Here is a 26125-nt window from a genome sequence, read left to right as displayed (position 1 = left end):
CGGGTCGGATGGCGGAGGTGCCGCACACGTCGGGGCGTCGGAAGCTGGGGATCCGCTGAGAAATGAAAGGACCCGTACGGCGCCTTTCCGGCGGCCGGCCTCGCCGAATGGCGGGGATCACGATCGGCTCTGATTCTCGTGGGTAGGCCCGGCGCTAGCATGCGAGAGTGACTGATTCGCGTCCAGTGTGGTGCGCTCGCCCCGGCGGGGAAGTCGGTCGAATCCAAAGAAACCCTCAAGATTGGGTAAGGGAACTGGCATGCCTGTCGACTCCCCCGTCGAACTCGATGACTTCGGTTCGTTGGTCGATCTCGCTGTTCAGCGCATTCTCGTGAGTGACGACGTGGCCGCGACGAAGTACCGGTCGGGCGCACCCGTGGAGGATCTGCTCAGGGAGCGGCAGGTGCTCGCCGAGGCCGGCCGCAGGGCGGCGCAGATGGGGCTGGACCGGGAGTTCGCGATCCGCTTCTTCCGCAGCCAGATCGACGCGAGCAAGGTCGTGCAGCGCGGGATGCTCGCACGATGGCAGGCTCATCCTGAGGAAGCTCCGTCCACCCCGCCCGACCTGCAGTCGATCCGTGAACGGCTCGACGAACTCACCGACCAGCTCCTCGAGCAGCTGCGTTCCACGCAGGTGGCTCGCCGGCACGCCTCGTTGTGCCGCACCCGTCTGCACGAGGCCCGGGTCCCCGTGGCCGCCGTGCACCATCTCGACGCGTTGCACCGCCGCGCACTCGACCTGGCGACCGAGTGGATCTGCTCGGCCGACTGAGCCCGCCGATCCGTCCCGCGTCCGGGCGGTTCGTCAGGCGGGAGCCTGTTCCACCAGCTGCTCGAACAGGGCTTCCAGTCGCCGCGCCAGCGCGGCAGGGTCCGCCCTGGTGGTTGCCGTACTGCCCAGGACGTTGTGCATCAGCTGGAAGCCTGCGATGAGGGACAGGAACAGCGCGACACGCTCGTGGGTGTCCGTTCCGGGTAGCAGGGCCGCCAGATGCTGCTCGAAATGCCGTTCGATGCTGTCGCGCAGGATGTCGGCGGCGCGCGGGTTCGAGACCGAGCGCAGCATCAGCAGGAACCCGTCGACGTGATCACCGTCGTGGGATTCGTCCCCGACCAGCGCCACTGCCGCGAACCGGCTGAGCGTGGCGGCGTCGTCCGTGAGCAGGGTCGGCTCGGCGAAGACCGCCTCCACGGTCTCCGCGAAGAGCAGTTCCTTCGAACCGAAGTAGCGGTTGACCAGCATCGCCGTCACGCCGGCGCCCTGCGCGATCTCGCGTACACCGATCCCGTCGTAGCCGTGCCGGGTGAAGGCGATCTTCGCTGACCGCAGGATCGCCTCCCTGGTCGACGCGGCGTTACGTCGCCGGGGCGCCGCCTCACCGGTCGCGTTGCCCGTGTTCACGTTCACGACGGTAGAGGCTGATGTCGCCGACCGAGCGCAGCGCCTCGCGGGCCGGTGCCGAGGAAACGGCGCTAGGGCTCGTACGGACGGAAGGGCACTTCCCGATCATCGCCCTCCTGCACCACCAGCGCGGTACCCGGCGGTACTTCCCGCCACAGTCCCGGCAGGTCGACCAGTGGCTCGGAGACGATCACCCGAGACTCGTCGGAGAAGTGCTGAAGACGCTCGTCAGCGGGGTAGAGCAGGCGGAGGTCGCGGACGGACGAGCTGACGTAGAGCGTGTTCGCCTCGACGCCGCTCGCGTACCGGGCGGCGTAGAGGCGCACCCCGTCGCTGATCCCGACGGTCATCTGCAGCGGGTGCGCGGAGCCTGCGCGCCGGCCCTCGGCCTCGATGAACCCGGCCATCCGTTCGAGGCCGCCGACCGGGTCGTCGACCAGGCCGAAGGTCAGCGCGAGGTAGAACATCAGCTCGGAGTCGGTGGTGCCCTCGATCCCGGGGAAGAGTTTCGGATCGACGCGCAGGAGCAGGTCACGGCGCAGGCGGTCGTAGCCGTCGATGAACCCGTTGTGGACGAACATCCACTGGCCGTGCCGGAACGGGTGACAGTTGGTCTGCTGCACGGGAGTGCCGGTCGAGGCGCGGACGTGGGCGAGGAACAGCGGCGAGCTGATCTGTGCGCTGACCTCCCGGAGGTTGCGGTCGCCCCATGCCGGTGACGCGCTGCGGAACAAGCCTGGCGCGTCCGCCGTGCCGTACCAGCCGAGGCCGTGGCCGTCGGCGTTGGCGGCGGAGACGCCCGATCCGTGGCTCTTGCTCTGCTCGATCAGCGACCGCGCAGGCTGGTAGAGCAGCTCCTCGGGGCGAATCGGATTGCCGAGGTAGCCCAGCCAGCGGCACATGCCCGCGACTCTCCCAGCTGGTGTGCCGACCCGCTACGACCCACCGGGGGACGTCCCCGCAGGCCCCTCCGTCCGCCCTGGCCGCTCACGCCTGAGATGCTCTCAGTTAAGTCACCACCGTTCACTTGTTAGCGATACGCCGTAGTGTTAACTTTTCGCCGCACCGACGAGACGGAGGAGCCACGTGGTCGAGGTCCAGATGCGGATCAACGGGACCGTCCGGTCCATCGAGGTGGAACCGCGGGTCAGCCTGCTCGACCTGCTGCGTGAGCAACTCGGGCTCACCGGCACCAAGAAGGGCTGCAACCAGGGAGCATGCGGTGCGTGCACCGTGCTCGTCGACGGTGAGCGGATCAACTCCTGCCTCACCCTCGCCGTGCAGTACGCGGGCCGCGAGATCACCACGATCGAGGGTGTCGCCGCCGACGGCAGGCCGCATCCCCTGCAGGCGGCCTTCATCCGCAACGACGGGTTCCAGTGCGGCTACTGCACGTCCGGGCAGATCTGTTCGGCGATCGGGATGCTCGCCGAGCACCGTGCCGGTGTTCCGAGCGCCGTCACCGAACACATCGCTGCCGGGCCCGCCGAGCTCTCGGGCCAGGAGATCCGGGAGCGCATGAGCGGCAACCTGTGCCGGTGCGGCGCCTACAACGGGATCGTCGAGTCGATCAAGGAGGTCGCCTCGGGCGACCTCGATCTGCTGGAGGGCGCGCGATGAGGCCGTTCGCCTACGTCAGTGCGCCGGACGTCGCCACCGCTGTGCGCGCCATCGCGTCGGAGCCCCGGGCGAAGTTCATCGGCGGCGGCACCAACCTCGTCGACCTCATGCGCGAGGACATCGAGCAACCCGACACGGTCGTCGACATCACGGGGCTCCCCCTCACGGAGGTCACGGAGCTGCCGGGGGGCGGGGTGCGGATCGGCGCACTCGTCCGCAACAGCCGTCTGGCCGCCCACCAGGTCATCCGCACGCGCTACCCGGTGCTGTCCCAGGCTGTCCTGACCGGGGCGTCGGGTCAGCTGCGGAACATGGCGACGGTCGGCGGCAACCTGCTGCAGCGCAGCCGCTGCCCGTACTTCTACGACCGCTCCGCAGCCTGCAACAAGCGGGAGCCGGCCAGCGGATGCGACGCGATGGGTGGCTTCACCCGGGGGCACGCCGTGCTCGGCACCAGCGAGAGCTGCATCGCCACGCACCCCTCGGACATGTGCGTGGCGCTGGCCGCGCTCGACGCGGTGGTCGAGGTGGAGAGCATCCGGGGCAACCGGCGTATCCCGCTCGTCGAGTTCCACCGGCTGCCGGACGCCACTCCGCACGTGGAGACCGAGATCGCCCCCGACGAGCTGATCACGGCCGTCGAGCTGCCGCCCCTGCCGCTGGCCGCGACGTCGCGCTACCGCAAGGTGCGGGACCGGGCGTCCTACGCTTTCGCGCTCGTGTCCGTCGCTGCCGCGATGGAGGTCCGCGACGGCACCGTGAGCGCGGCCCGCCTGGCGCTCGGAGGCGTCGCACCCAAGCCCTGGCGGGCCCGCCTGGCTGAGGAGGCGCTGGTCGGCGCCCCGGCCACCGAGGAGTCGTTCCGGCGGGCCGCGGCGGCCGAGCTCGCTCCTGCCGTCGCGCAGAGCGAGAACGCGTTCAAGATCGAGCTGGCCGAGCGGACGATCGTCGCCACGCTGCGGCAGCTGCTCACCGAGGGGAGTGCGGCATGACCCAGGTGGAGAACCGGCCGCTGACGACGACGTTCGGTCCCGTCGTCGGCAGGCCCATCGACCGTGTCGACGGCACGGCAAAGACCACCGGCGCGGCCCACTTCGCCGCCGAGTACCCCCACGCCGACCTTGCACACGCCGCGCTCGTGTTCGCGACCGTCAGCCGTGCCCGGATCACCGGAATCGACACCGCGGCCGCATCCGCGGTCGAGGGGGTGCTCTCGGTGATCACGCACCTCAACGCGCCGCCGATGAAGCCGCCCCGCCCGGTGAACTACATGAACCTGAGCACGCTCGCCTCGGGGACGTCGGTGAACTACCTCAACACCGACGAGGTGCACTGGAACGGGCAGCCGGTGGCCGTCGTCGTCGCCGAGACGCTCGACGCGGCCCACGAGGCCGCCCGGCTGGTCTCCGTGTCCTACGAGGAGCTGCCCGCTGCGGTGGACTTCGCCGCGGAGGAGGGCAACGCCACCCCCGAGAAGAGCACCCCCATGAGCTCGGGCAGCGCGAAGAAAGGCGACGCCGAGGCCGCGCTCGCTGCGGCGCCGGTGTCGGTGGACCTGCGCTTCACCACCCCGGGACACAATCACAACGCCCTCGAACCGCACGCCACCACGGCGGCATGGGACGGCGACCGGCTCGTCGTCCACGAGGGGACGCAGAACGTCGCGTGGGTGCGTGACCAGCTCGCATGGAGGTTCGACGTGCCCGCGGCCGGGGTGCGCGTGATCTCCCCGTACGTCGGCGGCGCCTTCGGCGGCAAGACCACGATCTGGGCCGGCACTGTCCTCACTGTGCTGGCAGCGCGGGTCACCGGCCGGCCGGTCCGCATGATGCTCACCCGCGAGGGCGTCTACCGCACCGTCGGCGGACGCACCCCGTCGACGCAGCGGGTGGCGATCGGCGCGGATACCGACGGCAGCATGACCGCCCTGATCCACACCAGCGTGACGCAGGTGGGCCGAGCGGGCGGAGGGCCGGAGCAGGTGACGTCCCAGTCGCGCCACCTCTACGACGCGAAGAACATCCTGGTGCAGCAGCGCCAGGTCACACTCGACACGTTGCCCAACACCTTCATGCGCGCCCCGGGCGAGTCCATCGGCACCTTCGCGCTGGAGGCCGCGGTCGACGAGCTCGCCTACGAGCTGGGGATCGACCCGATCGAGCTGCGGATGCGGAACGAGCCGGAGCGGAACCCGATCGACGGCAAGCGGTTCGCCCATCGAGCGCTGCGCGAGGCCTACGCTCGCGGGGCGGAGCTGTTCGGCTGGTCCGCCCGCACGCCCCAGCCCGGCTCGATGCGCGACGGGAGGTGGCTGGTCGGCATGGGCGTGGCGTCGGCGTACCACCCTGCGTGGCAGCTCCCGGCCAACGTCACGGTCCGGCTCTCGGCCGACGGCAGCGTCCTCGTGCGGTGCGGGTTCCACGAGATGGGCATGGGCGGGGCCACCGCTCAGGCGCAGATCGCCGCCGACGCGCTCGGCGTGCCGTTCGAGGCCGTCACCGTGGAGTACGGGGACAGCGCGCTCCCCACCGGACCGGGCGCGGGCGGCTCGGGCCAGACCGCGAGCGTGGCCGCGAGCCTCCTGGAGGCGTGCGACAAGCTGAAGCGGTCGGTGCTGGCCCTGGCGGCGCGCTCGGCGGAGTCCCCGCTGCGGGGGCAGCGCCTGTCCGACGTCCGGGCAAGGGACGCCGGGCTCTACCGCGCCGACGACGCCCGCGGCGAGTCCTACGCGGCGATCCTCGGGCGAGCCGCCCAGGTGTCCGTCGACGCCGCCGTGGGTTCCGACACCCGGCTGGGCAGCATCGTCGGCCAGGCAAAGTTCCTGACCAAGTTCCTTCTCGAGAACCGCCGCTTCACGAAGGCCGCCGCGGGGGCGCAGTTCTGCGAGGTGCGCGTCGACCCGGACACCGGTGAGGTGCGGGTGTCGCGCTGGCTCGGCGTGTTCGACGTCGGCACGGTGATCAACGCCAAGACCGCGAGCAGCCAGCTACGCGGAGGAATCGTGATGGGCATCGGGATGGCGTTGCAGGAGGCGAGCCTCGTCGACCGGCGCACCGGCCGCATCATGAACGCCAACCTCGCCGAGTACCACGTCCCGGTGCACGCCGACATCCCGCCGATCGACGTGTTCTACCTGGGCGATCCCGACCCCACGATGCCGCTGGGCCTGATCGGGATCGGCGAGGTGAGCATCACCGGGGTCGCGGCGGCGATCGCCAACGCCGTGCACCACGCCACCGGCAAGCGGGTCCGGGACCTGCCGATCACCCTGGACAAGCTGTTGTGATGGCTCATGGCAAGTGACCGGGTGACGTTCCGGCGTGCCCGTCGTCCCGAGCACAAGCAGCAGCGTCACGACGCCATCCTCGCCGCCGCTCGCTCTCAGGGCCTGCGGAAAGGGGTGCGCAACGTCAGCCTGGCGGACATCGCGTCCGAGGTGGGCGTGCACAAGTCGGCGCTGCTGCGCTACTTCGAGACCCGGGAGGAGATCTACCTCCACCTCATGGCCGAGGGCTGGCAGGAGTGGGTCGAGGGCATGCGCGGCGAGCTCGAGCAGCTGCCGGTGGGCTCGGTGGACGAGGTGGCGGGCGTGATCGCCCGTACGCTCGCCGACCGGCCGCTGCTCTGCGACCTGATGATGCACACCCCGCTCACGCTGGAGCGGAACGTGTCGATCGAGTCCGTGCGCGCGTACAAGCTCGCCACCCTCGCGTCGCTCGCGGAGGGCACGGCGCTGCTGTGCCGGGTCCTGCCGGGCCTCACCGAGGCCGACGTCGTGGATCTCATGGTCGTCGTCACGGGGGTGGCCGCGGCCCTGTGGCAGGCCGCCCACCCGCCGCCGGCACTGGTCGCCCTCTACGCCGAGGATCCACAGCTCGCGCACGGGCAGGTGGAGTTCACCCCGTCGCTGCAACGGGTCGTCGAGGTGACGTTGAGAGGTCTCCTCTCACGCCTGTCCGGCCCGTCAGGCCCACCGGCGCAGGGGGAAGAGCCAGGCGTCGTCGATGAGCTGCCCGGGTGAGCCGGTGACGGTCCGTGTCCACTCGATCAGCGGAGCGGAGTCGATCCCCGGTCGGTCGACGACGAGCACGACCGTGACCCCCGCCGCGCGGAGCTGGCGCGCAGCGGCGCCGGCGCCCGCCATCGAGGTGGGCCGCCCGGCGGAGATCTGCTGGGCGACGTCCTGGTAGAGGTTCGACGGCGCCTCGAGCAGCAGGTCGTGGCGGGGGTCGGAGCCGATGAAGTAGCCGCCGGTCGTGCGGTACGCCATTCCGGAGGCGGCCTGCCAGAGCAGCGGATCGGCTCCGCCCACCCATTCACCGGTGATCCTCGGGAGGGTCTCGACGACGTCGCGGTCGTCGAGGTGCTGCTGCGCGGAGCGGGTGAAGAACGCCGGGACCGTGGCCGGCACGGATGCCTGGGAGTTCGACGGGAGCCAGGTGGCGGCCGCGAGCAGCGTCGCGGCCACGGCGGCGGTGCGACCGGGACCGGGTGGCCGGTCGGCCAGGTGGTCGAGCCAGGCCGCGACGATCACGGCCGCGCAGAGCGCGACGAAGACCTGGAACCGGACGGGCTCGATCTCGGCCAGCAGAGGCACCCGCTCGACGAGATGCCAGGGCAGCGGGATCCCGGTGTCGTGGTCGAGCACAACCGCGTTGATCCCGAAGGACAGCACGAGCAGCACCAGCCCGACGGCCGCGGTGACCCGCACCAGCGCGCTCCGGAGCGCAACCACCGCCACGACCAGGATGATCAGCAGCGCCACGCCGAGGTAGCCGCCCTGCTCGCCCGGATGCGAGTGCAGGTGCTCCCCGAGCCGCCCGGTGCCGAACCGGAACGAGGACAGAGGGCTCGGCACGACGACGTTGGCGACGTCGGCTCCGCTGGTGGCCGGGTCCCGGATCTGCCCACGGGGACGCGCCGGCCCGGCGAGGAGCAGGTAGAGGGGGTAGGGGACCAGGGCCACGTACGTGGCGACGCACGCCGCTGCCGCCCTGGCGACGCTCGGGATCCGCTCGGCGGCGAGCTGCGGCCTGCGGATGGCCAGGCACGCCGCAGTGACCACGAGTGCGACGCCGCCGAGCGCCGCGGTCTGCGAGTAGATCCCGGTCTGTACGGCGAATCCGCCACCGAGCAGCATGCCCGCGCGGGCCGGGCGGGCACCCGGCGTGACGAAGATGGCGTGCACCGCCCACAAGAGGATGGGCGGCAGGATGGCCCAGACGAGGTTGATGTGGCCGACCGAACTGTGCGCCACGACAAATGGCGAGAATGCATACAGTAGCCCGCCGATAGAGCGCGGCAGCCATCGATTGATGTACGGCCGCAGTGCCAGTACGAGAGCCAGCCCCGAAACCACCGGACCGAGAATCATTCCGATGTTGAAGGCAGCGACCGCCCCGGCGGTCAGGGTGATCGGGGCCAGCAGGAACGCGAGGAGGGGGACCGAGGTGTTCCACATCGCGTTCACGCCGGTCGGGTAGTGCTGGTACGTGGTGAACAGCGGGTCCTGGCCGTGGCCCGCAGCCCAGGGGAACCAGTTCAACCACCAGACGAACAGGTGGGCGTCGGAGGTCCAGCCGGTGGTGGAGCCGGCCAGGTCGCCCAGCACGCGATGGTGCAGCGCGAGCGACACGGCAAGATAGGCGGTGGCCGTCAGCGCGAGCGCGACGACCGGGTGCGTCGGAAGTCGGGTGATCTCGCGGTGGGGGGCCTCCGTGCGGAGGCGGGTGGGCGCGAGCACCGCCCAGTTCTAGCTCACGCCATCGTGCTGCGCATGGCCGCATGCCGGGCCTTGAGCGCGGTGTCCTTGTTGATGGGGTCGTGGGCCTCGTCCGGCTCGATCTTGCCGGCGATCGCCACGGCGTCGAGAACGCTGAACATGCGGACGAGATGGGCGATGCGCGCCTCGTCCTGGTCGACCGCTTCCTGTTCGCCGGTGGCGAGGGCGAGCGTGCGGTCGATCCAGATGACCTCGACGTGCAGGTCGGCGTGCTGCAGCATGTCGCACAGCCGGTCGCGCAGCTCGCCCGGATGCAGGTCGACCCACTCGGACAGAGCCTTCGGGTCGGTCGGAAGCAGCCGTCCACGCTTGCGGAAATAGATGAGCTCGGCCGCGTATGCGTGGCCGTAGGCGTTGTACCGGCATCCGTTGTGCAGCGAGATGCTCATGCAGATCAGTTGGGTGCGCAGCGGCCCCAGAGCGCGCAGGGTGCGGTCGTAACGGTGAATGCTTCCCAGGCTCCAACCCACCGCCCGGGTGGCTCCGAGCTGCTCGACGGTGGCGCCCGCGAGCCGAGGAACGAACCCCCAGTACTCCTTGCCCAGCCCTTCGAGGAGGCCTGTTGCGAGCCGATCGAGCTCGCCAGCAGCCATTCCCCTACCCCCTACCGTGTGAGTGTTACGAATAGTACTCGCACGTGCAGGCGCATGTGCGCTCATCGGCGAACGAGTTGTCGCCGGGCGCAGAGTCCTGTCAATCGCGAGTGACGTATCCAACGCAATAAGACTAGTAGTGGTTGACGTATTCGGCTGAAGGGGCGGTCACGACACCCCGCAGTTCGTCCAAACGTGCAGTTCGCAACGATAATGACTACTTGCTGTGATCAACTCGTGTCACGATCGCGCAACACACCGAACACGGGCCGACCGTTGCCCTCCGGCCCCGTCCGGCACACTCCGGTCGTGCCTCCACGCCAGGATTGTGGTCTCCCTGACCTCTCCGGCACCGTCGGGCTCGTCACCGGAGCGAGTGGTGGCATCGGTTCCGGCGTCGCTGCGCGTCTGGCGGCCGCGGGAGCCGCCGTGATCGTGCACCACCACCGGGGAGCGGACCGAGCGGCGGCGCTGGCGGCCGCGATCGCGGACCGGGGCGGGCAGGCCGTGACCGCCACGGCCGACCTCACCCGGCCCGAGGAGTGCGCGGCACTGATGGCGGTGGCCGTGGAGCGATACGGACGGCTCGACGCCGTGGTCGCAGCCGCGGGCGTGCAGCCCGTGGCAGCGCTTCCCGGCATGAGCGTCGAGGCGTGGCGCGAGGTGCTCGACACCAACGCCACGGGCGCCTTCGCCACCGTGCAGGCGGCGGCCACCGTGATGACGGGACACGGCGGGTCGATCACGCTCATCGCGTCGGTCGAGGGCACCCGCCCGGCCGGCGGGCACGCGCACTACTGCGCGTCCAAGGCGGCGACGATCATGCTCGCCCGCAGCGCGGCGCTCGAGTACGGCGGCGCCGGGATCAGGGTCAACACGGTATCGCCCGGGCTGATCGACCGGCCCGGCCTGACGCAGGACTGGCCCGACGGGGTGCAGAGCTGGGAGCGGGCCGCGCCGCTGGGCACGCTGGGCGAGAGCCGCGACGTGGGTGACGCGTGCGTCTTCCTGGCCTCGCCCATGGCCCGCTGGATCACCGGGCACGACCTCGTGGTGGACGGCGGGATGTCGGCGGTGCCGGCATGGTGACCCGCGCCGAGGGCGAGCGGGTGGCCGCGCTGCTCGGCCTGGAGCCGCTGCCCGGCGAGGGCGGCCTGTTCCGGCGCACCCACCTCGACGCCCATTCCTCGGCGATCTACTACCTGCTGCTGGCCCCCGACTTCTCCGCGTTGCACCGGCTCGACTCCACCGAGACCTACCACTGGTACGCCGGGGCACCCCTGCGGCTGCTCCTGCTGCATCCCGACGGCGAGGTCGACGAACCGGTGCTCGGACCCGACCTCGCGGCCGGGCAACGGCCGCAGGTGGTGGTGCCCGCGGGTACCTGGCAGGGCTCCGGCCCGCAGGGGGAGTGGTCGCTGGTGGGTACGACGACCGCGCCTCCGTTCGACTGGACGGGCTTCCGGCTCGGCGAGCGTGCCGATCTCCTCGCCCGGTACCCGGACGCCCACGCTCGCATCACGCAGCTGACCAGGCAGACCCGCTCCGACGGGTGAGCGCGGCCCGCCCGGGATCAGGTGCCCTGCTGCTCGTGCGCGGGCCCGCCGTGCACGGCGAACGCGGCACCGAACGGATCGATGAGCACCGCCATCCGACCGAACGGCATGTCCCGTGGCCCGGTGACCACCGCGCCGCCGCCGTGCTCGGTGGTGCTCACTGCCGCGTCGACGTCGGCGACGGAGAAATAGGGCAGCCAATGGTCGGGCATCCCGGCCGGACCGGCCTTCCCACCCATGCCGCCGGCCGTCCGACCGCCCACCTGGAACGTCTCGTAGTCGCCCGGCATGCCGGGGCTCGGCTGGAACGTGTGCCCGAAGACCGCCGTGTAGAAGCATCTGCCTGCCGCGAGGTCGGTGAGCCGGGCTTCGGCCCAGACCAGCGATCCCGGCTCGTCGTAGATCTCGATGCCGATCTGCCCCGCGGCCTGCCAGACGCCGAACGAGGCGCCGCACGGGTCGAGCCCGACGAGCATGCGGCCGTTGCCCGGGACGTCGAACGGGTCGATGAGCACGCTGCCGCCGGCCGCGCCCACGAGCTTTGCGGTGGCGTCGACGTTGTCGCTGGCCAGATAGACCGTCCAGGACGACGGCTGGCCCTCCTGCTGGAGCGACCCGATCGCGGCCGCAGCCCGGTCGCGCGGGCGGGCGATGTGGTAATGGCCGAACTGCGCTCCTGAGTCGACGAACGACCACCCGAAGACCGGGCCGTAGAACTCCGTGGCCGCCCGGACGTCGGGGACCGCGAGGTCGGCCCAGCACGGGGTGCCGGGGGGCCACGGATCATCACGCGTCGGCATGGCGCGCCTCCAGTGGAGCGGAACGCGAGGACAGTGGGACGGCGCACAGCCAACCACCGGTCCCCGACACAATGCGTCATCCGATCGGCTGCTCACGGTCACGGCCCCCCGGTCGTGGAGCCGTGGTGGCCGGTTAGGGTCCCACCAGCAGTGATGAGGAGGCACCCGTGTCCGAGGAAGCGCCTGTCGGCCGCGTCGTCGGCACCGAGGACTCCACCCCGCTCCAGTTCAGCGTGGCGCTCGCACCCGAGCAGTACCTGCAGCTCGACGACGTCGTGGTCACCGTCCGTCCCGTGCCGGGGATCGGTCCGGTGCTGACGTCCGGGGTGGTCACCGAGGTCCGCGCCCGCCACGAGGGAGCCACCTTCGGCTCCGACGTCTTCCTCATCGCCGACGGTGTGCTGCCCGCTCACGTGCAGGAGGTCGCGGAGGTCACCACCACGCGGGTGGAGCCGGAGTGCTATGTCCCGCCCACTCCCGGATCGCTCGCCCAGCGCGCCACCGGCGAGGAGCGCGCGCGGGCGCTGTACTTCGACCAGATGAGCCTCAAGGTGCCCGTCGGTCTCGGACGTGACGGCGAGCCGATCTACGTCAACCTGGAGTTCCTCGACGGCACCCGCGGCGGCCACGTCTCCATCAGCGGCATCTCCGGCGTCGCGACGAAGACGAGCTTCGCCCTCTTCCTGCTGTACTCGATCTTCCGCAGCGGAGTGCTGGGGCGGCGCTCGGTCAACGCCAAGGCGCTGGTGTTCAGCGTGAAGGGCGAGGACCTGCTGTTCCTCGACCAGGCCAACCGGCGTCTCGACGACGACCTGCGCGCGGCCTACGCCAAGCTCGGCCTGCTCGCGGCGCCGTTCGCGTCCGCGGGCTTCTTCGCCCCGCCCACCCCCGACGACCTCTCCGGACGCCCGCACGTCACCGGCCGCACCAGCGGCGTCACCGCCTTCTGGTGGACGCTCGCCGAGTTCTGCGCCGAGGAGTTGCTGCCCTACGTCTTCGCCGACGCGGAGGACGAGCGCAACCAGTACACGATGGTCATCCACCAGGTCGCCGCGCGGCTGCGGCGCGAGGCGGAAGCCGTCGGCGACGGCGCCGTCGCGGTGGGCGGCAAGGTGCTGCGCACCTACGACGACCTCGTCGAGTTCGTCTCTGACCGGCTCACCGACGAGGACGACCGCCGCGACTGGGCAGGCCCCGTCACCGGCACCGGCACGGTCAACGCGTTCCTGCGCCGGCTGCGCTCGAGCCTCAAGCCGCTGCGCACGATCGTCCGCGGCGACCTCACCGACACACCCGGCCGCCGCGTGAGCACCGACGCGCACCAGGTCACGGTGGTCGACCTGCACAACCTCCCCGAGCGCGCGCAGCGGTTCGTCGTCGGCGTGGTGCTCGCGTCCGAGACAGCCCGCAAGGAGGCCGCCGGACCGGGCGGGCTGCTCTTCACGATGATCGACGAGCTGAACAAGTACGCGCCGCGTGAGGGATCGAGCCCGATCAAGGAGGTGCTGCTCGACATCGCCGAGCGCGGCCGGTCGCTGGGGATCATCCTGATCGGTGCCCAGCAGACGGCGAGCGAGGTGGAGCGGCGGATCGTCTCGAACTCCTCGGTGAAGGTGGTCGGCAGGCTCGACCCCGCCGAGGCCGGGCGGCCCGAGTACGGCTTCCTGCCGGCGTCGCAGCGCCAGCGCGCCACGATCGCGAAGCCCGGCACGATGTTCGTCTCGCAGCCGGAGATCCCGGTGCCGCTGGCCGTCGAGTTCCCGTTCCCGGCATGGGCCACCCGGCTCTCGGAGTCGGCGGGCGACCCGGAACGCGCCGGCGCCACCACCAACGGCGCGGTGCGGCGCGACCCCTTCGCACGGCTCCCGGTGGCGCCGGACGACGAAGACGACGCACCGTTCTGAGAGAGATGATTCGATCAGCGCATGACCGCTGACGCTCCCACGATCCTCGCGACCTCGATGGGCTTCGCCTTCCGCGACCGGAACGAGATCGACTACGAACCCGGTCCGATCTTCCCCTTCGCCTTCGAGTTGGCGCGGGCGTCCGAGCGTCCGAAGCTGTGCTTCATCGGCACCGCCACCGGCGACTCCGTCACCTATCTCGCCACCTTCTACGCCGCCTTCGCCGATCACGACGTGCAGACGTCCCACCTGGCCCTGTTCGCGATGCCGAACGTCGAGGACGTGCGGGCGCACCTGCTCTCCCAGGACGTCATCTGGGTCGGCGGCGGAAGCACCGCCAACCTGCTCGCGGTCTGGCGGCTGCACGGGCTGGACCGGATCCTGCGGGAATGCTGGGAGGCCGGGGTGGTGCTGGGCGGGGTCTCGGCCGGTTCGATCTGCTGGCACGAGGGCGGCCCCACCGATTCGTACGGGCCGCAGCTCGAGCCCCTTACCGATGCCCTGGGCTTTCTCCCGTATTCGAACGGGGTGCACTACGACGTCGAGAAACGGCGCCGGCCGCTCTTTCACGATCTGATCGGGAACGGCACTCTCGGCGCCGGGTACGCCACGGACAACGGCGTCGGCATCCACTATCGAGGCACCGAGTTCGTCGAGGCGGTGGCGGATCGACCCGGCGTGTACGCCTACCGCGTGGAGCGGGCGTCCGACGGAACGGTGAATGAGACGCGGATTCCTCCGCGGTTGCTCTGATCCCGAGCGATTTCGTCGACAGTGTCCGGAATCTCTGTTGCGGGCCGCTCGATCAGGGCGCATGGTTCGTTCTGAAGGAATATCGAAAAGCAGGCAAACCGGTTCCGCGGTCCCTCGGTCGGGTCGGTGGCGACTAGGCTGCGGGGGGAACTGCAGTGGCGCGGCTCCTGGAGCGAGCCTCGTGGCCGGCGGTGGTGTCGGGGGCCTGCCGAATAACGCGGACCGGCGGAATTGTCGGTCTTCCGGACGACGGCGCAGCGGCGCGGGCTCGACATCCGATCATCAACCGGTTCGGCATCGGGGTCTGCGCATGAGAACTGTCTATCGAGTCCTGGCCTACGTGATCGCGCTCGAGGTCCTGGTCCAGGGCGCGATGATCACCTTCGCCGTATTCGGGTTGAGGCACTGGATCGACGAGGGCGGCGTCCTGGACGAGACCATCGTCCAGAACCATGCGGAGGGGTTCGGCGAGGTCGTCGGATTCCGGCTCCACGCCACGAACGAGCAGGTGATCGTCCCGGCCATCGCCGTACTGCTCCTGATCTCCGCGTTCTGCGCGAAGGTGCCGAAGGCCGTGATGTGGGCCGTGATCGTCCTGCTCTCGGTCGTCGTCCAGGTGCTGTTGGGCCTGTTCGCGCTCGATGCGCCCGCCCTGGGGATCCTGCACGGGATCAACGGGATCCTGCTGTTCGCCTTCGCGCTGGTCGCGGCACGCAGTGCGGATGTGTCCGGTGCCGGGCCGTTACGGGCGTCTCGTGACGCCGCCGACCTGGGCCGATCCGGGGTGATCAGATCCACGCGCTAGGCAGGCGGCGTTCAGTTCGTGGCACCGCGCCGGTACTGCTCGCGCAGCTCTCGCTTGAGGATCTTCCCCGTCCCGTTGCGCGGCAGGGTGGACGCGAAGTCCAGGGATTTCGGGCATTTGTATCCGGCGAGCTGCCCACGACAGAACCGGAGCAGCTCGGTGGCGTCCGGGTGGCGCGGTCCGACAGGAACGACCACTGCCTTCGGGACCTCGCCCCACTTCTCGTCGGGCACGCCGATCACCGCAACCTCGCTCACTGCGGGATGTTCTCCCAGCACGCGCTCCACCTCGGCGGCGTAGATGTTCTCCCCACCGCTGATGATCATGTCCTTGATCCGGTCGACGATGAACAGATAGCCGTCGTCGTCGAGGTAGCCGACGTCGCCGGTACGGAGCCAGCCGCCGGGAAGCCGGGCGTCCGTCGTGGCGGCCGGTTGTTTCCAGTAGCCGGCCATCACCTGCTCGCCCCGCAGGAGGATCTCACCGATCTCCCCGGCCGGGACCGCCTCACCGGTGGCGCCCGCTGTGATCGCCACCTCGATGCCCGCCAGGGGCCGGCCTGCGGAGCTCAGGTGCCGGTCGTCGATCGGTGCGCGATGGTCGGTGGAGTCCAGCACGGTGGCGACGCCGGAGACCTCGGTGGCTCCGTAGACCTGGTAGAGGCCGGCATCGGTCGTGGCCAGCAGGCGGCGAAGCACCGGGAGCGGTATCGGTGAGCCGCCGTAGGCGAGGCCTCGCAGCGAGGAGAGATCCCGCTCGGCGAGATCGGGGAGCTCCACCAGTGCGGCGAGAACGGTCGGCACCACGAAGGCGTGTGTGACACGGAAGGTCTCGATCATGTCGACCAACTGGGCGGGCACGACATCGGGGACGAGGATCAGCGTCGCCCCACGGTGCAGCGCCAGAAGTGCCCAGGCCAGCCCGCCGATGTGGTACATCGGCATCGGAACGAGGTTCACGCTCGTGCGTGTCAGGCCGATGTGCGTGGAGACGGCCTCGCTGTGGGCCGCGAGGTTGCGGTGGGTCAGCATGGCGCCCTTGGGGACGCCGGTCGTGCCTGACGTGTAGAGCTGGAGGAACGGCTCGTCGGCGTCGGCGTCCCGCGGATCACCGGGCGGTACCGCCGACGCGAGCCACTCCTCGTACTCCGGGCCGACCGCCACGACCCGGCGGTGGTATCCGAGATCCGCGAGCACGGGAGCGAACTCCGGGCGGACCACGACGATCGCCGCTTCGGCGTCCCGCACGACGTAGTCGATCTCGGCCGGTGCGAGCCGGTAGTTGACGACGATCGTCGTCGCCCCGATCCGGGCCCCGGCCAGCACGAGCTCGAAGGCCGCCGGGTGGTTCCTTCCCAGGAACGCGATCCTGTCGCCGGGGCCGATCCCCGCTTCCCTGAGCGCACCGGCCAGGTGACGGACCCGGTCGAGCAGCTCGGCCCAGGTCCAGCTCCGGTCCTCGAAGCGCAGTGCGACCGTGACGGGCTGCGTGACCGCCCAGTGCTGCAGCAGTCGGGTCACGCTCGTGGGGCTGTCGGCACTGGGCACGTGCTCCTCCATCGCGGTCGAAAGCCGGCCGCCGCCGCTCTCGGCGCGGTGCCGATCGACTCTTGTGCTTTCGGATTCATCCGCACCGGTGCGGAACATTTCGAGATCGCCCGACGACTGTTTCACAGTCAGTTATGACGGTCAAAAATGTAGCAGCGGATCGGCCGGTGGTGCAGTCGGAAGTGTCGGCGATCACTTCACCGTCGGAAATGATCGACGCATCGGGCCGGGTGTGCAGAACGTCCGAATTCGAAGATCGCCGCTGGGGTGGCTCCGACCTCGGGAGATGGGCCGAGTTCGTCCGGATGAGGCGTCGGCGCAAGGCCGGCGAACTAACCGCGTCGATGGCGGTAGTGTGGCGCCGCGAAGGCCGCGCTGGTGCGGTTCCGCGTCTGAAGTGCGCGGGCAGTGCAGATTCCGGTACAACCGCCGAGAATTGTGCACATCGGGGGGGATACGCCCATTCTGGGCAATGGCGCCGGCGTCGCCGTCGATCACAATCCGCTCAGCGGCAAGGAGTTGTGCATGAGGTCCGTCTATCGCGTTCTCGCCTACCTGGTGGCGCTCGAGGTCGTCATCCAGACCGCGTTGATCGCGTTCGCCTTCTTCGGGTTGAGGAAGTGGATCGCCGACGGTGGCGTGCTGGATGCGGCCGCCATCCGGAACCACACGGCGACCTACACCGGGGCCGAGGGAATCACGGTGCACGGGGTCAACGGGCAGATGATCGTGCCGGTGATCGCGGTGCTGCTGCTGGTCGCCTCCTTCTTCGCAAAGGTGCCGGGCGGCGTGCTGTGGGCCGCGATCACCGTGGTCACGGTCGTCGTCCAGGTGCTGCTGGGCATCTTCGGCAGCGCGGCCGCCGGGCTGGGGGTACTGCACGGCGTCGTGGCGATCGGGCTGTTCGTCATCGCGGTGATCGCCGCACGCCGCGCCGACGCCCCCGTGCCCGCCGAGCCGGAGACTCCGACCTCACATCACGCGGCCGGCATCGCCTAGTTGTCACCGACGCGACGGGCGGGCCGTTCGTCCGGCTTCGGCGGCGCTGGTGCCTCCGCACCCCGGCGTAGCGTCGGGGCGTGGCTTCCGGAGTGGTCGCGGCGCTGGCGTATGCCGGTCCGCCGCCGTTGACGCTGGTACGGACGTTCACGTCCTGGCGCTTCACGCCCGGCGTCGCCGCAGCGGTGGCCGTTCTCGGCGGCGGCTACGGACTGGGGTTGCGCCGTCGGCCCGCGTCGGCGGGAGCGTGGCCGCGCGGGCGGACCCTGAGCTTCGCCGCCGGAGTGGTGATCATCGCGCTCGTCGGGATGTCGTTCCTCGGTGTGTATGACGACACGCTGTTCTGGGTGCGTGCCGTGCAGAACATCGTGCTGCTGATGGTGGTGCCGATGTTGCTGGCGATGGGAGCGCCGTTCACGCTGCTGCGTGACCAACTGCCAGTTCCGGCGCGCGCCCGGTTGTCGCGGCTGCTGCACGGCAAAGCGGCCCGGCTGCTGACGTTTCCCCTGGTCGTGACGGTCGTACTCACCCTGCCCCTGTTGGTGCTGTACCTCAGCCCGCTCTACGAGATGACCCTGCGCAGCGCCGTGGCGAGCGCGGTGGCAGGGCTGGTGCTGGCCACCACCGGGTTCGTCTACTTCTGGACGCGCTTTCGCATCGACCCGGCCCCCCGCACGGACCCCTACGGCGTGACGCTCGCGATCACCGTGGTGGAGATGATCGGTGACGCCGTGCTCGGCGTGGTGCTCTGGCTGGGCCCGCTGGTCGCGGCCGGGTACTACACCGCGCTCGCGCGCGACTGGGGGCCGAGCATTCAGGTCGACCAGTGGCTCGGGGCCGGGGCGCTGTGGATCGGCGGCGACGTGGTGGGGCTGCCCTTCATCGGCGTGGTGTTCGCGCGGATGACGCGCGAGGACCATCAGAAGGCCGTGGTGATCGACGCCGAACTCGACGCACGCGACGCCGAGAGGGCCGCCGCGACGGCCGAGCCGGACGGCCCGCAGGAAGCGGAGCGGCCGCGCCTGTGGTGGGAGGACGACCCGGAGCTGTCCCACCGGTTCCGGCGCCGCTGACACCGGTGCGGTTGGGCGCTCGTCCGAGCGGTGGGGTCAGACGCGGGACAGGGCTACCGGTCGTCCCGTCGGGAGTTCCACCTGGATGTCTTCGCCGGGACGGACGTGACCACCGGCGATGACGACGCCCATGACCCCCGCCTTGCGGACCAGCCGGCCCTGCGCGTCGCGGTCCAGCACGGCCTTCATCAGCCCGTCCTGCAGGCCGTTGATCTGGGCACAGGGGTTGCGCAGGCCGGTGACCTCCACGATCGCCTCCGCGCCGATGTGCAGCCGGGTGCCGCGGGGGAGCCCGAGGAGATCGAGACCGCGAACGGTGATGTTCTCGCCCAACTGGCCAGGGGAAACGTCGAAGCCCCTGCTCCGCAGCTCGTCGTGCAGCTCGGCGTGGATGAGGTGGACCTGCCGCAGGTTCGGCTGGGTCGGGTCCACCGCAACGCGCGAGCGGTGCTGCACGGTGACGCCTGCGTGCGCGTCGTCACGGACGCCGAGGCCGGCCAGCAGCTCGATGCTGTCCTCGACCGGCTTGCTGAACTCGTGCACCGAGCTGCGACTGACCGCGACGACCGTGCCGGCGTCCTTCTTCACGTGCCCATGCTCGCATCGGGGGAGTCGACCCGTCGGACGAGCGGCTCTGGGATCGCTTGCGGCGTGCGTCCCCGATCCTGACGGAGCGCGCGCCTACGATGACCACCTCATGCGGCTGTTGCACACGTCCGACTGGCACGTCGGCAAGACGCTCAAGGGCCATTCGCGCCTCGACGAGCAGGAGCAGGTGCTCCGCGAGATCGTCGGGATCGCGCGTGAGCACGAGGTCGACGCGGTGCTCGTCGCGGGCGACCTCTACGACACCGCGGCGCCGTCGGCGCAGGCCCAGCAGCTCGTGATCCGCACGCTCATGGGCCTCGCCCGCAACGCGGAGGTCATCGCGATCGCGGGCAACCACGACCACGCCCCCACCATCGACGCCTACCGGCCGCTCGCGGGCGTCGCGGGAATCACACTGGTCGGCTCGGTGCGCACGGCGGAGCGGGGCGGGGTCGTCGAGTTCACGGCCCGGTCCACGGGCGAGCGGGCCACCGTCGCGGTGCTGCCGTTCCTGTCCCAGCGCTACGCGGTGCGTGCCGCCGAGCTGGTCACGAACACGCCCGCCGAGAACACCGGCGCCTACGACCAGCAGCTGCGCGACATCCTCGCGAGTCTCACCGCCGGCTTCCGCGACGACGCGGTGAACCTGGTGATGGCCCATCTCACGATCCTCAACGCCACCTTCGGGGGCGGCGAGCGGGCGGCGCAGTCGATCTTCGAGTACGCCGTGCCCGCCACGATCTTCCCCGTCGAGGCGCACTACGTGGCGCTGGGGCACCTGCACCGCCGCCAGCGCGTCGACGCGCCCTGCCCCGTGCACTACTGCGGCGCGCCGCTCGCCATCGACTTCGGCGAGCAGGACAACACCCCGGTCGTCTGCCTGGTCGAGGCAGCGCCGGGCACGCCGGCGAAGGTCACCGACATCCCGATCACGGCCGGGCGGCGGCTGCGGACGCTGCGCGGCACGGTCGCCGAACTGTCGGTGCTCGCGGGCACCGTGGGCGAGGACTTCCTGCGGGTCTGGGTGCGCGAGCCCGCCCGTGCCGGGCTGCGAGAAGAGGTGATGGCGATTCTGCCGGGAGCACTGGAGGTGCGGATCGACCCCGAGTTCGCCGCGCCCGTGGCATCGTCGCGGCCCGCGTCCGGGGCGGAACGCGCTCCTTCCGAGCTGTTCCGCGAGTACCTCGGCACGAGGAACGTGGCCGATCCCCGCGTCGAGCAGTTGTTCGCGCGGCTGCACGACCGCGTCACCGATGGGTCGCTTGCGGGCCCGAACATCGATACCGGAGCCCGCTGATGCGACCGGTCCTGCTGGAGATCGCCGGGTTCGGGTCCTTCCGCGAGCCCACCACCCTCGACTTCACCGGCGCCGAGTACTTCGCGCTGGTCGGCCCCACGGGCGCCGGCAAGTCCACCGTGATCGACGCGATGACGTTCGCGCTCTACGGCTCCGTGCCGCGCTGGGACAACAGCCGCACGGTCGCGCTGGCGCTCGCGCCCACCGTCAACCGCGGCACGGTCCGGCTCGTGTTCGACGTGGGCGGTGCGCGGTACGTCGCAGCGCGCGAGCTGCGGCGGGCGGCCACCGGGAGCGTGTCGGTGCGTAGCGCCCGGCTGGAGCGGCTGCGTGACGCCGCAGGCACCGGCGGCCCCGACGAGGAGATCGAGCCGCTCGCCGACGGCGCCGGTGCCGTCACCAAGGCGGTCGAGGATCTTCTGGGGCTGCCTTTCGGCGATTTCTGCACCTGCGTGGTGCTGCCGCAGGGCGACTTCGCGGAGTTCCTGCACACCGAGCCGCGTAAGCGCCAGGAGAAGCTGGTGCGGATCCTCGGACTCGGCGTCTATGACGTGATCGCACGGGAGGCCAACAGCGAGGCAGCGGCGGCGCGGCAGCGGTCGGAGGTGCTGGCCGAGCAGCTCGCCGCGTACGCCGACGCCACGCCGGAGGCCGAGGAGGAGGCCTCCACGCGGGTGAGTGAGCTGGAGGCGCTCGCGGAGCGCGTCGGCGTGGCGGTTCCTGAACTCGCCGCCGCGGCGGCTGCGCTCGACACCGCGCAGGAGCAGGTCACCAGGCTGCGCCGCGAGCGCGAGCAACTCGGCGCGCTCACCGTGCCTGGCGGCCTCGCCGAGCTCGACGCGCGGCAGCGCGCCGTCGCCCAGGAAAGAGCTGCGGCGGCCGAGCGCGCCGCCGTTGCCGAGTCCGCCGACACCGCAGCCAGGGAACGACTCGCCGCAGCCCCGGCCCGGGGGCCGCTCGAACAGGCGCGGCGCCACCACGCCGAGCTCGCGAGCCTGTCCGGCGAGCTGCCGGGCGCGCGGGAGCGCCACGAGAAGACGAGCGCGGCCTACGCCACCGCTGTGAGCGACGCCGCCGACGCCCGGGCAGGCGTCGACGAGGCGCGGTCGCGCCGCGATGCTTCCGTCGCCGCGCTCACCGAAGCCCAGGAGGCCCTGCGCCGGCTCACGGCCGAACGCGACACCCTGCGGTCGGTGGCCGTGCCGGCAGGGCTGGACGCGCTCGATCGGCGCCGGTCCGCGGCCGCCACCGCTCTCGACCGTGCCGTCGCCGTGCTCGTCGAGGCCGAGGGCGCCGACGCCGAGGCGCGCACGGCCGTCGCCGCGGCGCCGGCACGGGGACCGTTGGAGCAGGCCAGGCGCGACCGCCACGATCTCGACGGCGCCGAGGTGGAGCGGCACGCCCTCGCGGAGCGTGCCGCCGCTGCCGAGCAGGAGATCGCAGCCGCCGCGGGATCGGTCGCCGAGACCCGCCACCGCCTCGACCACGCCCAGGAGCAGCAGGCGCTCGCCCAGCGCGCCGACCTCGCTGCCTCGCTGCGGCCCACGCTCGTCGCGGGCGATGCGTGTCCCGTGTGCGCGCAGGTGGTCGCAACGCTGCCCGCGCCGCTGCCGAGCAGCTCCGATGCCGACCCCGACGCTCCGCGGCGGGCCGTGGCCGCAGCCGAGCGGGCCCTCGACGAGGCCCGGCGCCGGGAGGCGGCCGCAGCTGCGGCACGCGGGCGGATCGCCGCCGAGTCGGAGCGGCTCGATGCCACGGTTGTGCGTCTCACCTCCGCGCTGCAGGGCGTGCTGCCGGGCCGGGCCGGCGCGGTGCCGGGGGCGGAGATCGATGCGGCTCTCGCTCGGCTCGACCGGCTCGCCGCGGCCTCGGACGAGGCGGCCACCGCGGTGCGTGGCGCCCGGCGCAGCCGCGACGAGGCCGCAGCCGGGGTGGAGGAGCTGCGCGCCGAGGTCGCCGCGGCCACCGCAGGCCTGCGCGCCGCGCGCGACCCGCTGGTGCCACTGGGCGTCCCCGCCGTCGCCGACGGCGATGTCGTCGGCGGCTGGACGGCACTGGTCGCGTGGGCGCGCCAGGCCGCCGAGGAGCGTGCGGCCGGCCTCCCGTCCGCGCAGGAGGCCGTGGCGGCGGCCGAACGCCACCGGCACACCGCCGAGGAGTCACTGGCCGCGGCCGACCGGGCCGCGGCCGAGCGCCGTCGTGACGAGACCTCCGCCGCCCGTGCGGAACAGGACGCCCGGGGTGCGGTCGAGACGATCGAGCGGCGCACCGCGCAGCTCGAGGCCGCCCTCGCGGACGCGCCGTCGGACGCCGAGGCCGCCGAGGAGCTCACACGGCTCGACGCCCTCGACGTCGCCTGCCGGGAAGCCGACGCGCAGCTGCGGGGCGCCCGGGCGGCGCTGCGGTCCGCGGAGCGCACCGCCGACGACGTCGGGCGTGAGGTCCGGGCGGCCTGGGAGGGGCTGCGGCAGGCCCGCGACCCGCTCGTCCCGCTCGGCGCGCCCGCCGTGAGCGGCGACGAACTGCTGGCGGGATGGCAGGCGCTCACCGGCTGGGCCCAGCGCGAGGCGGCGGTGCGAACCGAGCGGCTCGCCGAGGCGGAGCGGGCCGCGCAGTCGGTCCGGGAGGCCCGCGATGCCGTCGAACGACGGATCGGGGAGGACCTGCTCGCCCACCAGGTCACCGCAGCTCCGCCCCTGGGCACCAGCGCGCCTGCCGCCGTCGCGGCGGTGCTCGCGCGCTCGCGGTCGGCGCAGGAGCGCATCGCGGAGCGGCGGGAGGCGGCCGAGAAGATCCGCGCCGATCGTGACGAGGCGGAGTCCGCTCAGCAGGTCGCGAAGCTGCTCGGCAACCTGCTGCGCTCCGACGGGTTCCCACGCTGGCTGGTGGCCTCCGCCCTCGACACGCTCGTGGCCGATGCCTCCAGGAGCCTCGCCGAGCTGTCTGCCGGTCAGTTCGAGCTCACCCATGAGGGCGGCGAGTTCCTGGTGATCGACCACGCCGACGCCGACGCACGGCGGCCGGTGAAGACGCTGTCGGGCGGCGAGACGTTCCAGGCGAGCCTCGCGCTGGCCCTGGCGCTCTCGGCACAGATGTCCGGGCTCGCCGCGAAGGGTGCGGCCCGCCTGGAGTCGATCTTCCTCGACGAGGGGTTCGGCACGCTCGACGAGACCAACCTCGAGGTCGTCGCGGGCACGCTGGAGAACCTCTCCACGCGGGGTGATCGCATGGTCGGCGTCATCACACACGTGGCGGCGCTGGCCGAACGGGTGCCGGTACGGTTCGCCGTGCGCCGAGACCAGCGCACCTCGTCCGTCACGCGGGAGGGCCTGTGAGGTTCGCCGTCGAGGCCTGGGACCCGTCCTACGGCGCGAGCGTCGAGTCCGAGCTCAACGAGTCGGCCGCCGAGGTCGTCCTCGACGTCGAGCGGCCGGTGCAGGCGTGGCACCCGATCGATCCCGACCCATCGGTCCGGCCACCCGCCGCGGTGTTGTTCGTCGACGGTGTGCGACGGGTCGACGCGCAGGTGTGGGTGGAGGAGCAGGAAGGGCAGGCATCCCCCGCGCTGTGCGCCTCCTACGCGGCCGGGGCCGTGTGCTGCTGCCGCGATGGCGCCCATCTGCTGCCGCCCGAGGTCCGCCGCGGCCTGTTCAGCACGGCCCCGGAGGCCGACGACATCGCCACCGGCGCCGGCACATACCAGGCGCAGCGCACCGACGAGCGCAGCGGCGTAGCTCCCGGCCAGGTGCTCAGCTCCGCGCTGCAGAGGGCCCTCGCCGACACGGAGTTCGCCGCCGCCACCGCCGCCCGTGGCGGCCACCTGGCCCCGGAACATCCCGGCGCCGACGGCGATCTCGACGACCTGCTCGTGCTCGACGGTTCCCTGCGGGGCCGCCAGCACCTGCCGCGCACGATCGGTTACGTCAAGACCCACCACAGCAACTACCTCCCGCCGCAGCTCGCGGCCGTGATCGCCACGCTCGGCCCGGGCCAGCGCACCCCGGCGTTCCGGATCGAGGCCCCGTGGCGGCGCCACACCTGGTACCTGCGGCTGCCCTGCCGTCCGGGTGCCCCCTGGGCCGGGGTGGTGCGGGTGGAGTGCAGCGCGGAACTTCCCGCCGCCGACGTCGTCACGCTCGCGTCGCGGAGCCAGGTGACGTTGGGGCGGTTCGCCTCCGCGGAGTACAAGGACTCGCGCGCGCCGCAGAACCTCTATCCGATCGCCGGCCTCGAGCGGGAGCTGCGCAGGCGGCTGGGGGATCCCAACCTGCTGTACCGGGCGCTGCGCCGGGCTGCGGTGCGCGAGCGTGAGGCACAACCGGTGGCGGTGGCCTGACGGCCCGGCGCCGCACCAGAAGCTCAGGTCCGCGGCAGGCGCGGCTCCACGGGCAGATCGAGGATGCCTGCCGCCCGGGCCGACCTCCCCGTGCCGGGCGGGAAGTCCGTGGAGCGAATGCGGCTCTGGAGGAACTGCCGCTCGTCGCGGCTCCACCTTGACCACAGCTGCTCGATCGCGGCGAGGGCCTGGAGCTGCTCGTTCGCCGACGCCGGGGCGGTCACCGCCGACGCCAGGAGCGCCACGTCGGCGGTCGACGGGTCGCCCTTCATGAACCCGATAGCGAGGGTGCGCAGCACCGGTGATCCTTCGAGAAAGATGGCGCGGACCTCAGCGGCGGGGATCTTGGATCCGAACGCCATGGCCCGGGCCCGCTCCACCAGGACGTCCTGGAGGTGCACCCGCGCGTGATCGAGTTCGGGGGTGCCCCGGAGCTCGGCGTGGACGATCTCGTAGGCGATCGCGAAGCGGGACAGCCCGGAGTTCTCCATCACGGCCGCGGCGATGGGTGCTCCCGTGGCGGCGGCCTCCTGCGTGAGCTTCAGGCTCACGCCGTCCGTCCGCACGTCGAGCTCGGTGAGCCGGGGCAGCACCACGGAGACGATCAGTAGCGCCGTTCCGGCGGCGAGCACGGCCACGGCTGCCGCATCGCTACCCAGCACGAACGAGCCCACGCCACCGGCGATCAGAGCGAGAACACCCACCGCGGCGATCCCGAACCGCACGAGGACCTGGGATGACACCTTCGGCCGCCGAGACGCGGCGCTGTCTCCCCGGACGGGAACGTTGCGGACGTCAGCGGCGGCAGCGGCACGCGCCCGATCACCGGGAGCGGCCGGATGCCGCGGCGTTGCCACGGCGTCCGCTCGGGTCGGCGTCTCGTGCTTGTCCGTCACCTGAGCGGGATCAGGGACCGGACTGCGCGGCCGATCACCGTGGGTGCTCGGGTGCTGCTGCGCACCGAGGTCCGCTCGGGCCGGAGTCTCGTGCTTGTCCGTCACCGGAACATGATCAGGGCTGGGGAGTGCTGCCGATCTCCGCCGCGCCGTCCCGCCGCGCGAACGTGATCG

Annotated in this window: 23 protein-coding genes; 15 read left to right on the top strand and 8 right to left on the bottom strand. The window is 71.6% G+C overall.

Annotation, left to right across the window (positions count from 1 at the left end):
* Positions 1-259 precede the first annotated feature (259 nt).
* Positions 260-772, top strand: coding sequence for a chorismate mutase (locus MMF94_RS10715; RefSeq protein WP_241036190.1), 513 nt, complete (start codon positions 260-262; stop codon positions 770-772).
* Positions 773-805: 33 nt separating this feature from the next.
* Here MMF94_RS10715 and MMF94_RS10710 read toward each other — a convergent pair whose 3' ends face one another.
* Together MMF94_RS10710 and MMF94_RS10705 are read right to left on the bottom strand one after the other, a co-directional pair.
* Positions 806-1402, bottom strand: a complete 597-nt coding sequence (locus tag MMF94_RS10710; RefSeq protein ID WP_241036189.1) for a TetR/AcrR family transcriptional regulator — start codon at positions 1400-1402, stop codon at positions 806-808.
* Between the two features lie 71 nt (positions 1403-1473).
* Positions 1474-2304: a class II glutamine amidotransferase gene (locus MMF94_RS10705; RefSeq protein ID WP_241036188.1), complete on the bottom strand. Its 831-nt coding sequence runs from the start codon at positions 2302-2304 to the stop codon at positions 1474-1476.
* 184 nt (positions 2305-2488) lie between these two features.
* Between MMF94_RS10705 and MMF94_RS10700 the strand changes: the two genes are divergently transcribed.
* Genes MMF94_RS10700 through MMF94_RS10685 form a run of 4 tightly spaced genes read left to right on the top strand, consistent with a single transcriptional unit; the run spans position 2489 to position 7043 of the window.
* On the top strand, positions 2489-3022 hold the full coding sequence (locus MMF94_RS10700) for a (2Fe-2S)-binding protein (protein WP_277398691.1): 534 nt from the start codon (positions 2489-2491) through the stop codon (positions 3020-3022).
* Positions 3019-4014 (top strand): FAD binding domain-containing protein, encoded by a 996-nt coding sequence (locus MMF94_RS10695; protein ID WP_241036187.1) that lies wholly within the window; start codon positions 3019-3021, stop codon positions 4012-4014. Before MMF94_RS10700 ends, MMF94_RS10695 begins: the two co-directional genes overlap by 4 nt.
* A complete protein-coding gene (locus tag MMF94_RS10690; protein WP_241036186.1) occupies positions 4011-6308 on the top strand; it encodes a xanthine dehydrogenase family protein molybdopterin-binding subunit in 2298 nt (765 codons plus the stop codon). Before MMF94_RS10695 ends, MMF94_RS10690 begins: the two co-directional genes overlap by 4 nt.
* Positions 6309-6314: 6 nt before the next feature.
* The gene (locus tag MMF94_RS10685; RefSeq protein WP_241036185.1) at positions 6315-7043 is read left to right on the top strand and encodes a TetR/AcrR family transcriptional regulator; all 729 of its coding nucleotides are present in this window, start codon (positions 6315-6317) and stop codon (positions 7041-7043) included.
* On the opposite strand, the gene MMF94_RS10680 is transcribed toward MMF94_RS10685, so the two are convergent.
* A complete protein-coding gene (locus tag MMF94_RS10680; protein ID WP_241036184.1) occupies positions 6987-8765 on the bottom strand; it encodes a hypothetical protein in 1779 nt (592 codons plus the stop codon). The genes MMF94_RS10685 and MMF94_RS10680 overlap by 57 nt on opposite strands.
* A 14-nt stretch (positions 8766-8779) precedes the next feature.
* The gene (locus MMF94_RS10675) at positions 8780-9397 is read right to left on the bottom strand and encodes a hypothetical protein (RefSeq protein ID WP_241036183.1); all 618 of its coding nucleotides are present in this window, start codon (positions 9395-9397) and stop codon (positions 8780-8782) included.
* Between the two features lie 309 nt (positions 9398-9706).
* On the opposite strand from MMF94_RS10675, the gene MMF94_RS10670 reads away from it, so the two are divergent.
* A complete protein-coding gene (locus MMF94_RS10670) occupies positions 9707-10486 on the top strand; it encodes an SDR family NAD(P)-dependent oxidoreductase (protein WP_241036182.1) in 780 nt (259 codons plus the stop codon).
* Entirely contained in the window at positions 10480-10953 is a 474-nt protein-coding gene (locus MMF94_RS10665) for a cupin domain-containing protein (protein ID WP_241036181.1), read from the top strand. The genes MMF94_RS10670 and MMF94_RS10665 overlap by 7 nt, the downstream gene beginning before the upstream one ends.
* A 17-nt stretch (positions 10954-10970) precedes the next feature.
* Here MMF94_RS10665 and MMF94_RS10660 read toward each other — a convergent pair whose 3' ends face one another.
* Complete coding sequence (locus MMF94_RS10660; protein WP_241036180.1) at positions 10971-11753, bottom strand: VOC family protein; 783 nt, start codon at positions 11751-11753, stop codon at positions 10971-10973.
* Positions 11754-11920: 167 nt separating this feature from the next.
* Between MMF94_RS10660 and MMF94_RS10655 the strand changes: the two genes are divergently transcribed.
* The 3 genes from MMF94_RS10655 (at position 11921) to MMF94_RS10645 (ending at position 15215) form a co-directional block, all read left to right on the top strand.
* Positions 11921-13657: an ATP-binding protein gene (locus MMF94_RS10655; RefSeq protein WP_241036179.1), complete on the top strand. Its 1737-nt coding sequence runs from the start codon at positions 11921-11923 to the stop codon at positions 13655-13657.
* Between the two features lie 21 nt (positions 13658-13678).
* The gene (locus MMF94_RS10650) at positions 13679-14410 is read left to right on the top strand and encodes a Type 1 glutamine amidotransferase-like domain-containing protein (protein ID WP_241036178.1); all 732 of its coding nucleotides are present in this window, start codon (positions 13679-13681) and stop codon (positions 14408-14410) included.
* Between the two features lie 310 nt (positions 14411-14720).
* Positions 14721-15215: a hypothetical protein gene (locus MMF94_RS10645; RefSeq protein ID WP_241036177.1), complete on the top strand. Its 495-nt coding sequence runs from the start codon at positions 14721-14723 to the stop codon at positions 15213-15215.
* Between the two features lie 11 nt (positions 15216-15226).
* Here the strand turns inward: MMF94_RS10645 and MMF94_RS10640 are convergent, their stop codons facing one another.
* Positions 15227-16762: a long-chain-fatty-acid--CoA ligase gene (locus tag MMF94_RS10640; RefSeq protein ID WP_241036176.1), complete on the bottom strand. Its 1536-nt coding sequence runs from the start codon at positions 16760-16762 to the stop codon at positions 15227-15229.
* A 525-nt stretch (positions 16763-17287) separates the two neighbouring features.
* Here MMF94_RS10640 and MMF94_RS10635 point away from each other — a divergent pair.
* Positions 17288-17761, top strand: a complete 474-nt coding sequence (locus tag MMF94_RS10635; RefSeq protein ID WP_241036175.1) for a hypothetical protein — start codon at positions 17288-17290, stop codon at positions 17759-17761.
* 80 nt (positions 17762-17841) lie between these two features.
* Complete coding sequence (locus MMF94_RS10630) at positions 17842-18834, top strand: cytochrome c oxidase assembly protein (protein WP_241036174.1); 993 nt, start codon at positions 17842-17844, stop codon at positions 18832-18834.
* A gap of 36 nt (positions 18835-18870) precedes the next feature.
* Here MMF94_RS10630 and MMF94_RS10625 read toward each other — a convergent pair whose 3' ends face one another.
* The gene (locus MMF94_RS10625) at positions 18871-19422 is read right to left on the bottom strand and encodes an MOSC domain-containing protein (protein ID WP_241036173.1); all 552 of its coding nucleotides are present in this window, start codon (positions 19420-19422) and stop codon (positions 18871-18873) included.
* Positions 19423-19531: 109 nt separating this feature from the next.
* On the opposite strand from MMF94_RS10625, the gene MMF94_RS10620 reads away from it, so the two are divergent.
* From MMF94_RS10620 to MMF94_RS10610, 3 genes are read left to right on the top strand one after another with little or no spacing between them, the layout of a single operon-like run.
* Positions 19532-20719, top strand: a complete 1188-nt coding sequence (locus tag MMF94_RS10620; protein WP_241036172.1) for an exonuclease SbcCD subunit D — start codon at positions 19532-19534, stop codon at positions 20717-20719.
* Positions 20719-24054 (top strand): AAA family ATPase, encoded by a 3336-nt coding sequence (locus MMF94_RS10615; RefSeq protein WP_241036171.1) that lies wholly within the window; start codon positions 20719-20721, stop codon positions 24052-24054. Before MMF94_RS10620 ends, MMF94_RS10615 begins: the two co-directional genes overlap by 1 nt.
* Positions 24051-25055, top strand: coding sequence for a DNA double-strand break repair nuclease NurA (locus tag MMF94_RS10610; RefSeq protein WP_241036170.1), 1005 nt, complete (start codon positions 24051-24053; stop codon positions 25053-25055). Before MMF94_RS10615 ends, MMF94_RS10610 begins: the two co-directional genes overlap by 4 nt.
* A 23-nt stretch (positions 25056-25078) precedes the next feature.
* On the opposite strand, the gene MMF94_RS10605 is transcribed toward MMF94_RS10610, so the two are convergent.
* Complete coding sequence (locus MMF94_RS10605; protein WP_241036169.1) at positions 25079-26056, bottom strand: hypothetical protein; 978 nt, start codon at positions 26054-26056, stop codon at positions 25079-25081.
* Between the last annotated feature and the right edge of the window lie 69 nt (positions 26057-26125).

This window comes from Pseudonocardia alaniniphila, from assembly GCF_022524485.1.
Taxonomy (GTDB): domain Bacteria; phylum Actinomycetota; class Actinomycetes; order Mycobacteriales; family Pseudonocardiaceae; genus Pseudonocardia; species Pseudonocardia alaniniphila.
The sequence above is the reverse complement of the archived record's forward strand: the minus strand, read 5'-3'. Positions and strand labels throughout refer to the sequence as shown.

What these genes read in the sequence shown, in the direction of transcription:
- MMF94_RS10715 (WP_241036190.1), top strand. Translation starts at nt 260, where the DNA reads ATGCCTGTCGACTCCCCCGTCGAACTCGATGACTTCGGTTCGTTGGTC.
- MMF94_RS10705 (WP_241036188.1), bottom strand. Translation starts at nt 2,304, where the DNA reads ATGTGCCGCTGGCTGGGCTACCTCGGCAATCCGATTCGCCCCGAGGAG.
- MMF94_RS10695 (WP_241036187.1), top strand. Translation starts at nt 3,019, where the DNA reads ATGAGGCCGTTCGCCTACGTCAGTGCGCCGGACGTCGCCACCGCTGTG.
- MMF94_RS10690 (WP_241036186.1), top strand. Translation starts at nt 4,011, where the DNA reads ATGACCCAGGTGGAGAACCGGCCGCTGACGACGACGTTCGGTCCCGTC.
- MMF94_RS10685 (WP_241036185.1), top strand. Translation starts at nt 6,315, where the DNA reads ATGGCAAGTGACCGGGTGACGTTCCGGCGTGCCCGTCGTCCCGAGCAC.
- MMF94_RS10675 (WP_241036183.1), bottom strand. Translation starts at nt 9,397, where the DNA reads ATGGCTGCTGGCGAGCTCGATCGGCTCGCAACAGGCCTCCTCGAAGGG.
- MMF94_RS10665 (WP_241036181.1), top strand. Translation starts at nt 10,480, where the DNA reads ATGGTGACCCGCGCCGAGGGCGAGCGGGTGGCCGCGCTGCTCGGCCTG.
- MMF94_RS10660 (WP_241036180.1), bottom strand. Translation starts at nt 11,753, where the DNA reads ATGCCGACGCGTGATGATCCGTGGCCCCCCGGCACCCCGTGCTGGGCC.
- MMF94_RS10650 (WP_241036178.1), top strand. Translation starts at nt 13,679, where the DNA reads ATGACCGCTGACGCTCCCACGATCCTCGCGACCTCGATGGGCTTCGCC.
- MMF94_RS10645 (WP_241036177.1), top strand. Translation starts at nt 14,721, where the DNA reads ATGAGAACTGTCTATCGAGTCCTGGCCTACGTGATCGCGCTCGAGGTC.
- MMF94_RS10635 (WP_241036175.1), top strand. Translation starts at nt 17,288, where the DNA reads ATGAGGTCCGTCTATCGCGTTCTCGCCTACCTGGTGGCGCTCGAGGTC.
- MMF94_RS10620 (WP_241036172.1), top strand. Translation starts at nt 19,532, where the DNA reads ATGCGGCTGTTGCACACGTCCGACTGGCACGTCGGCAAGACGCTCAAG.
- MMF94_RS10615 (WP_241036171.1), top strand. Translation starts at nt 20,719, where the DNA reads ATGCGACCGGTCCTGCTGGAGATCGCCGGGTTCGGGTCCTTCCGCGAG.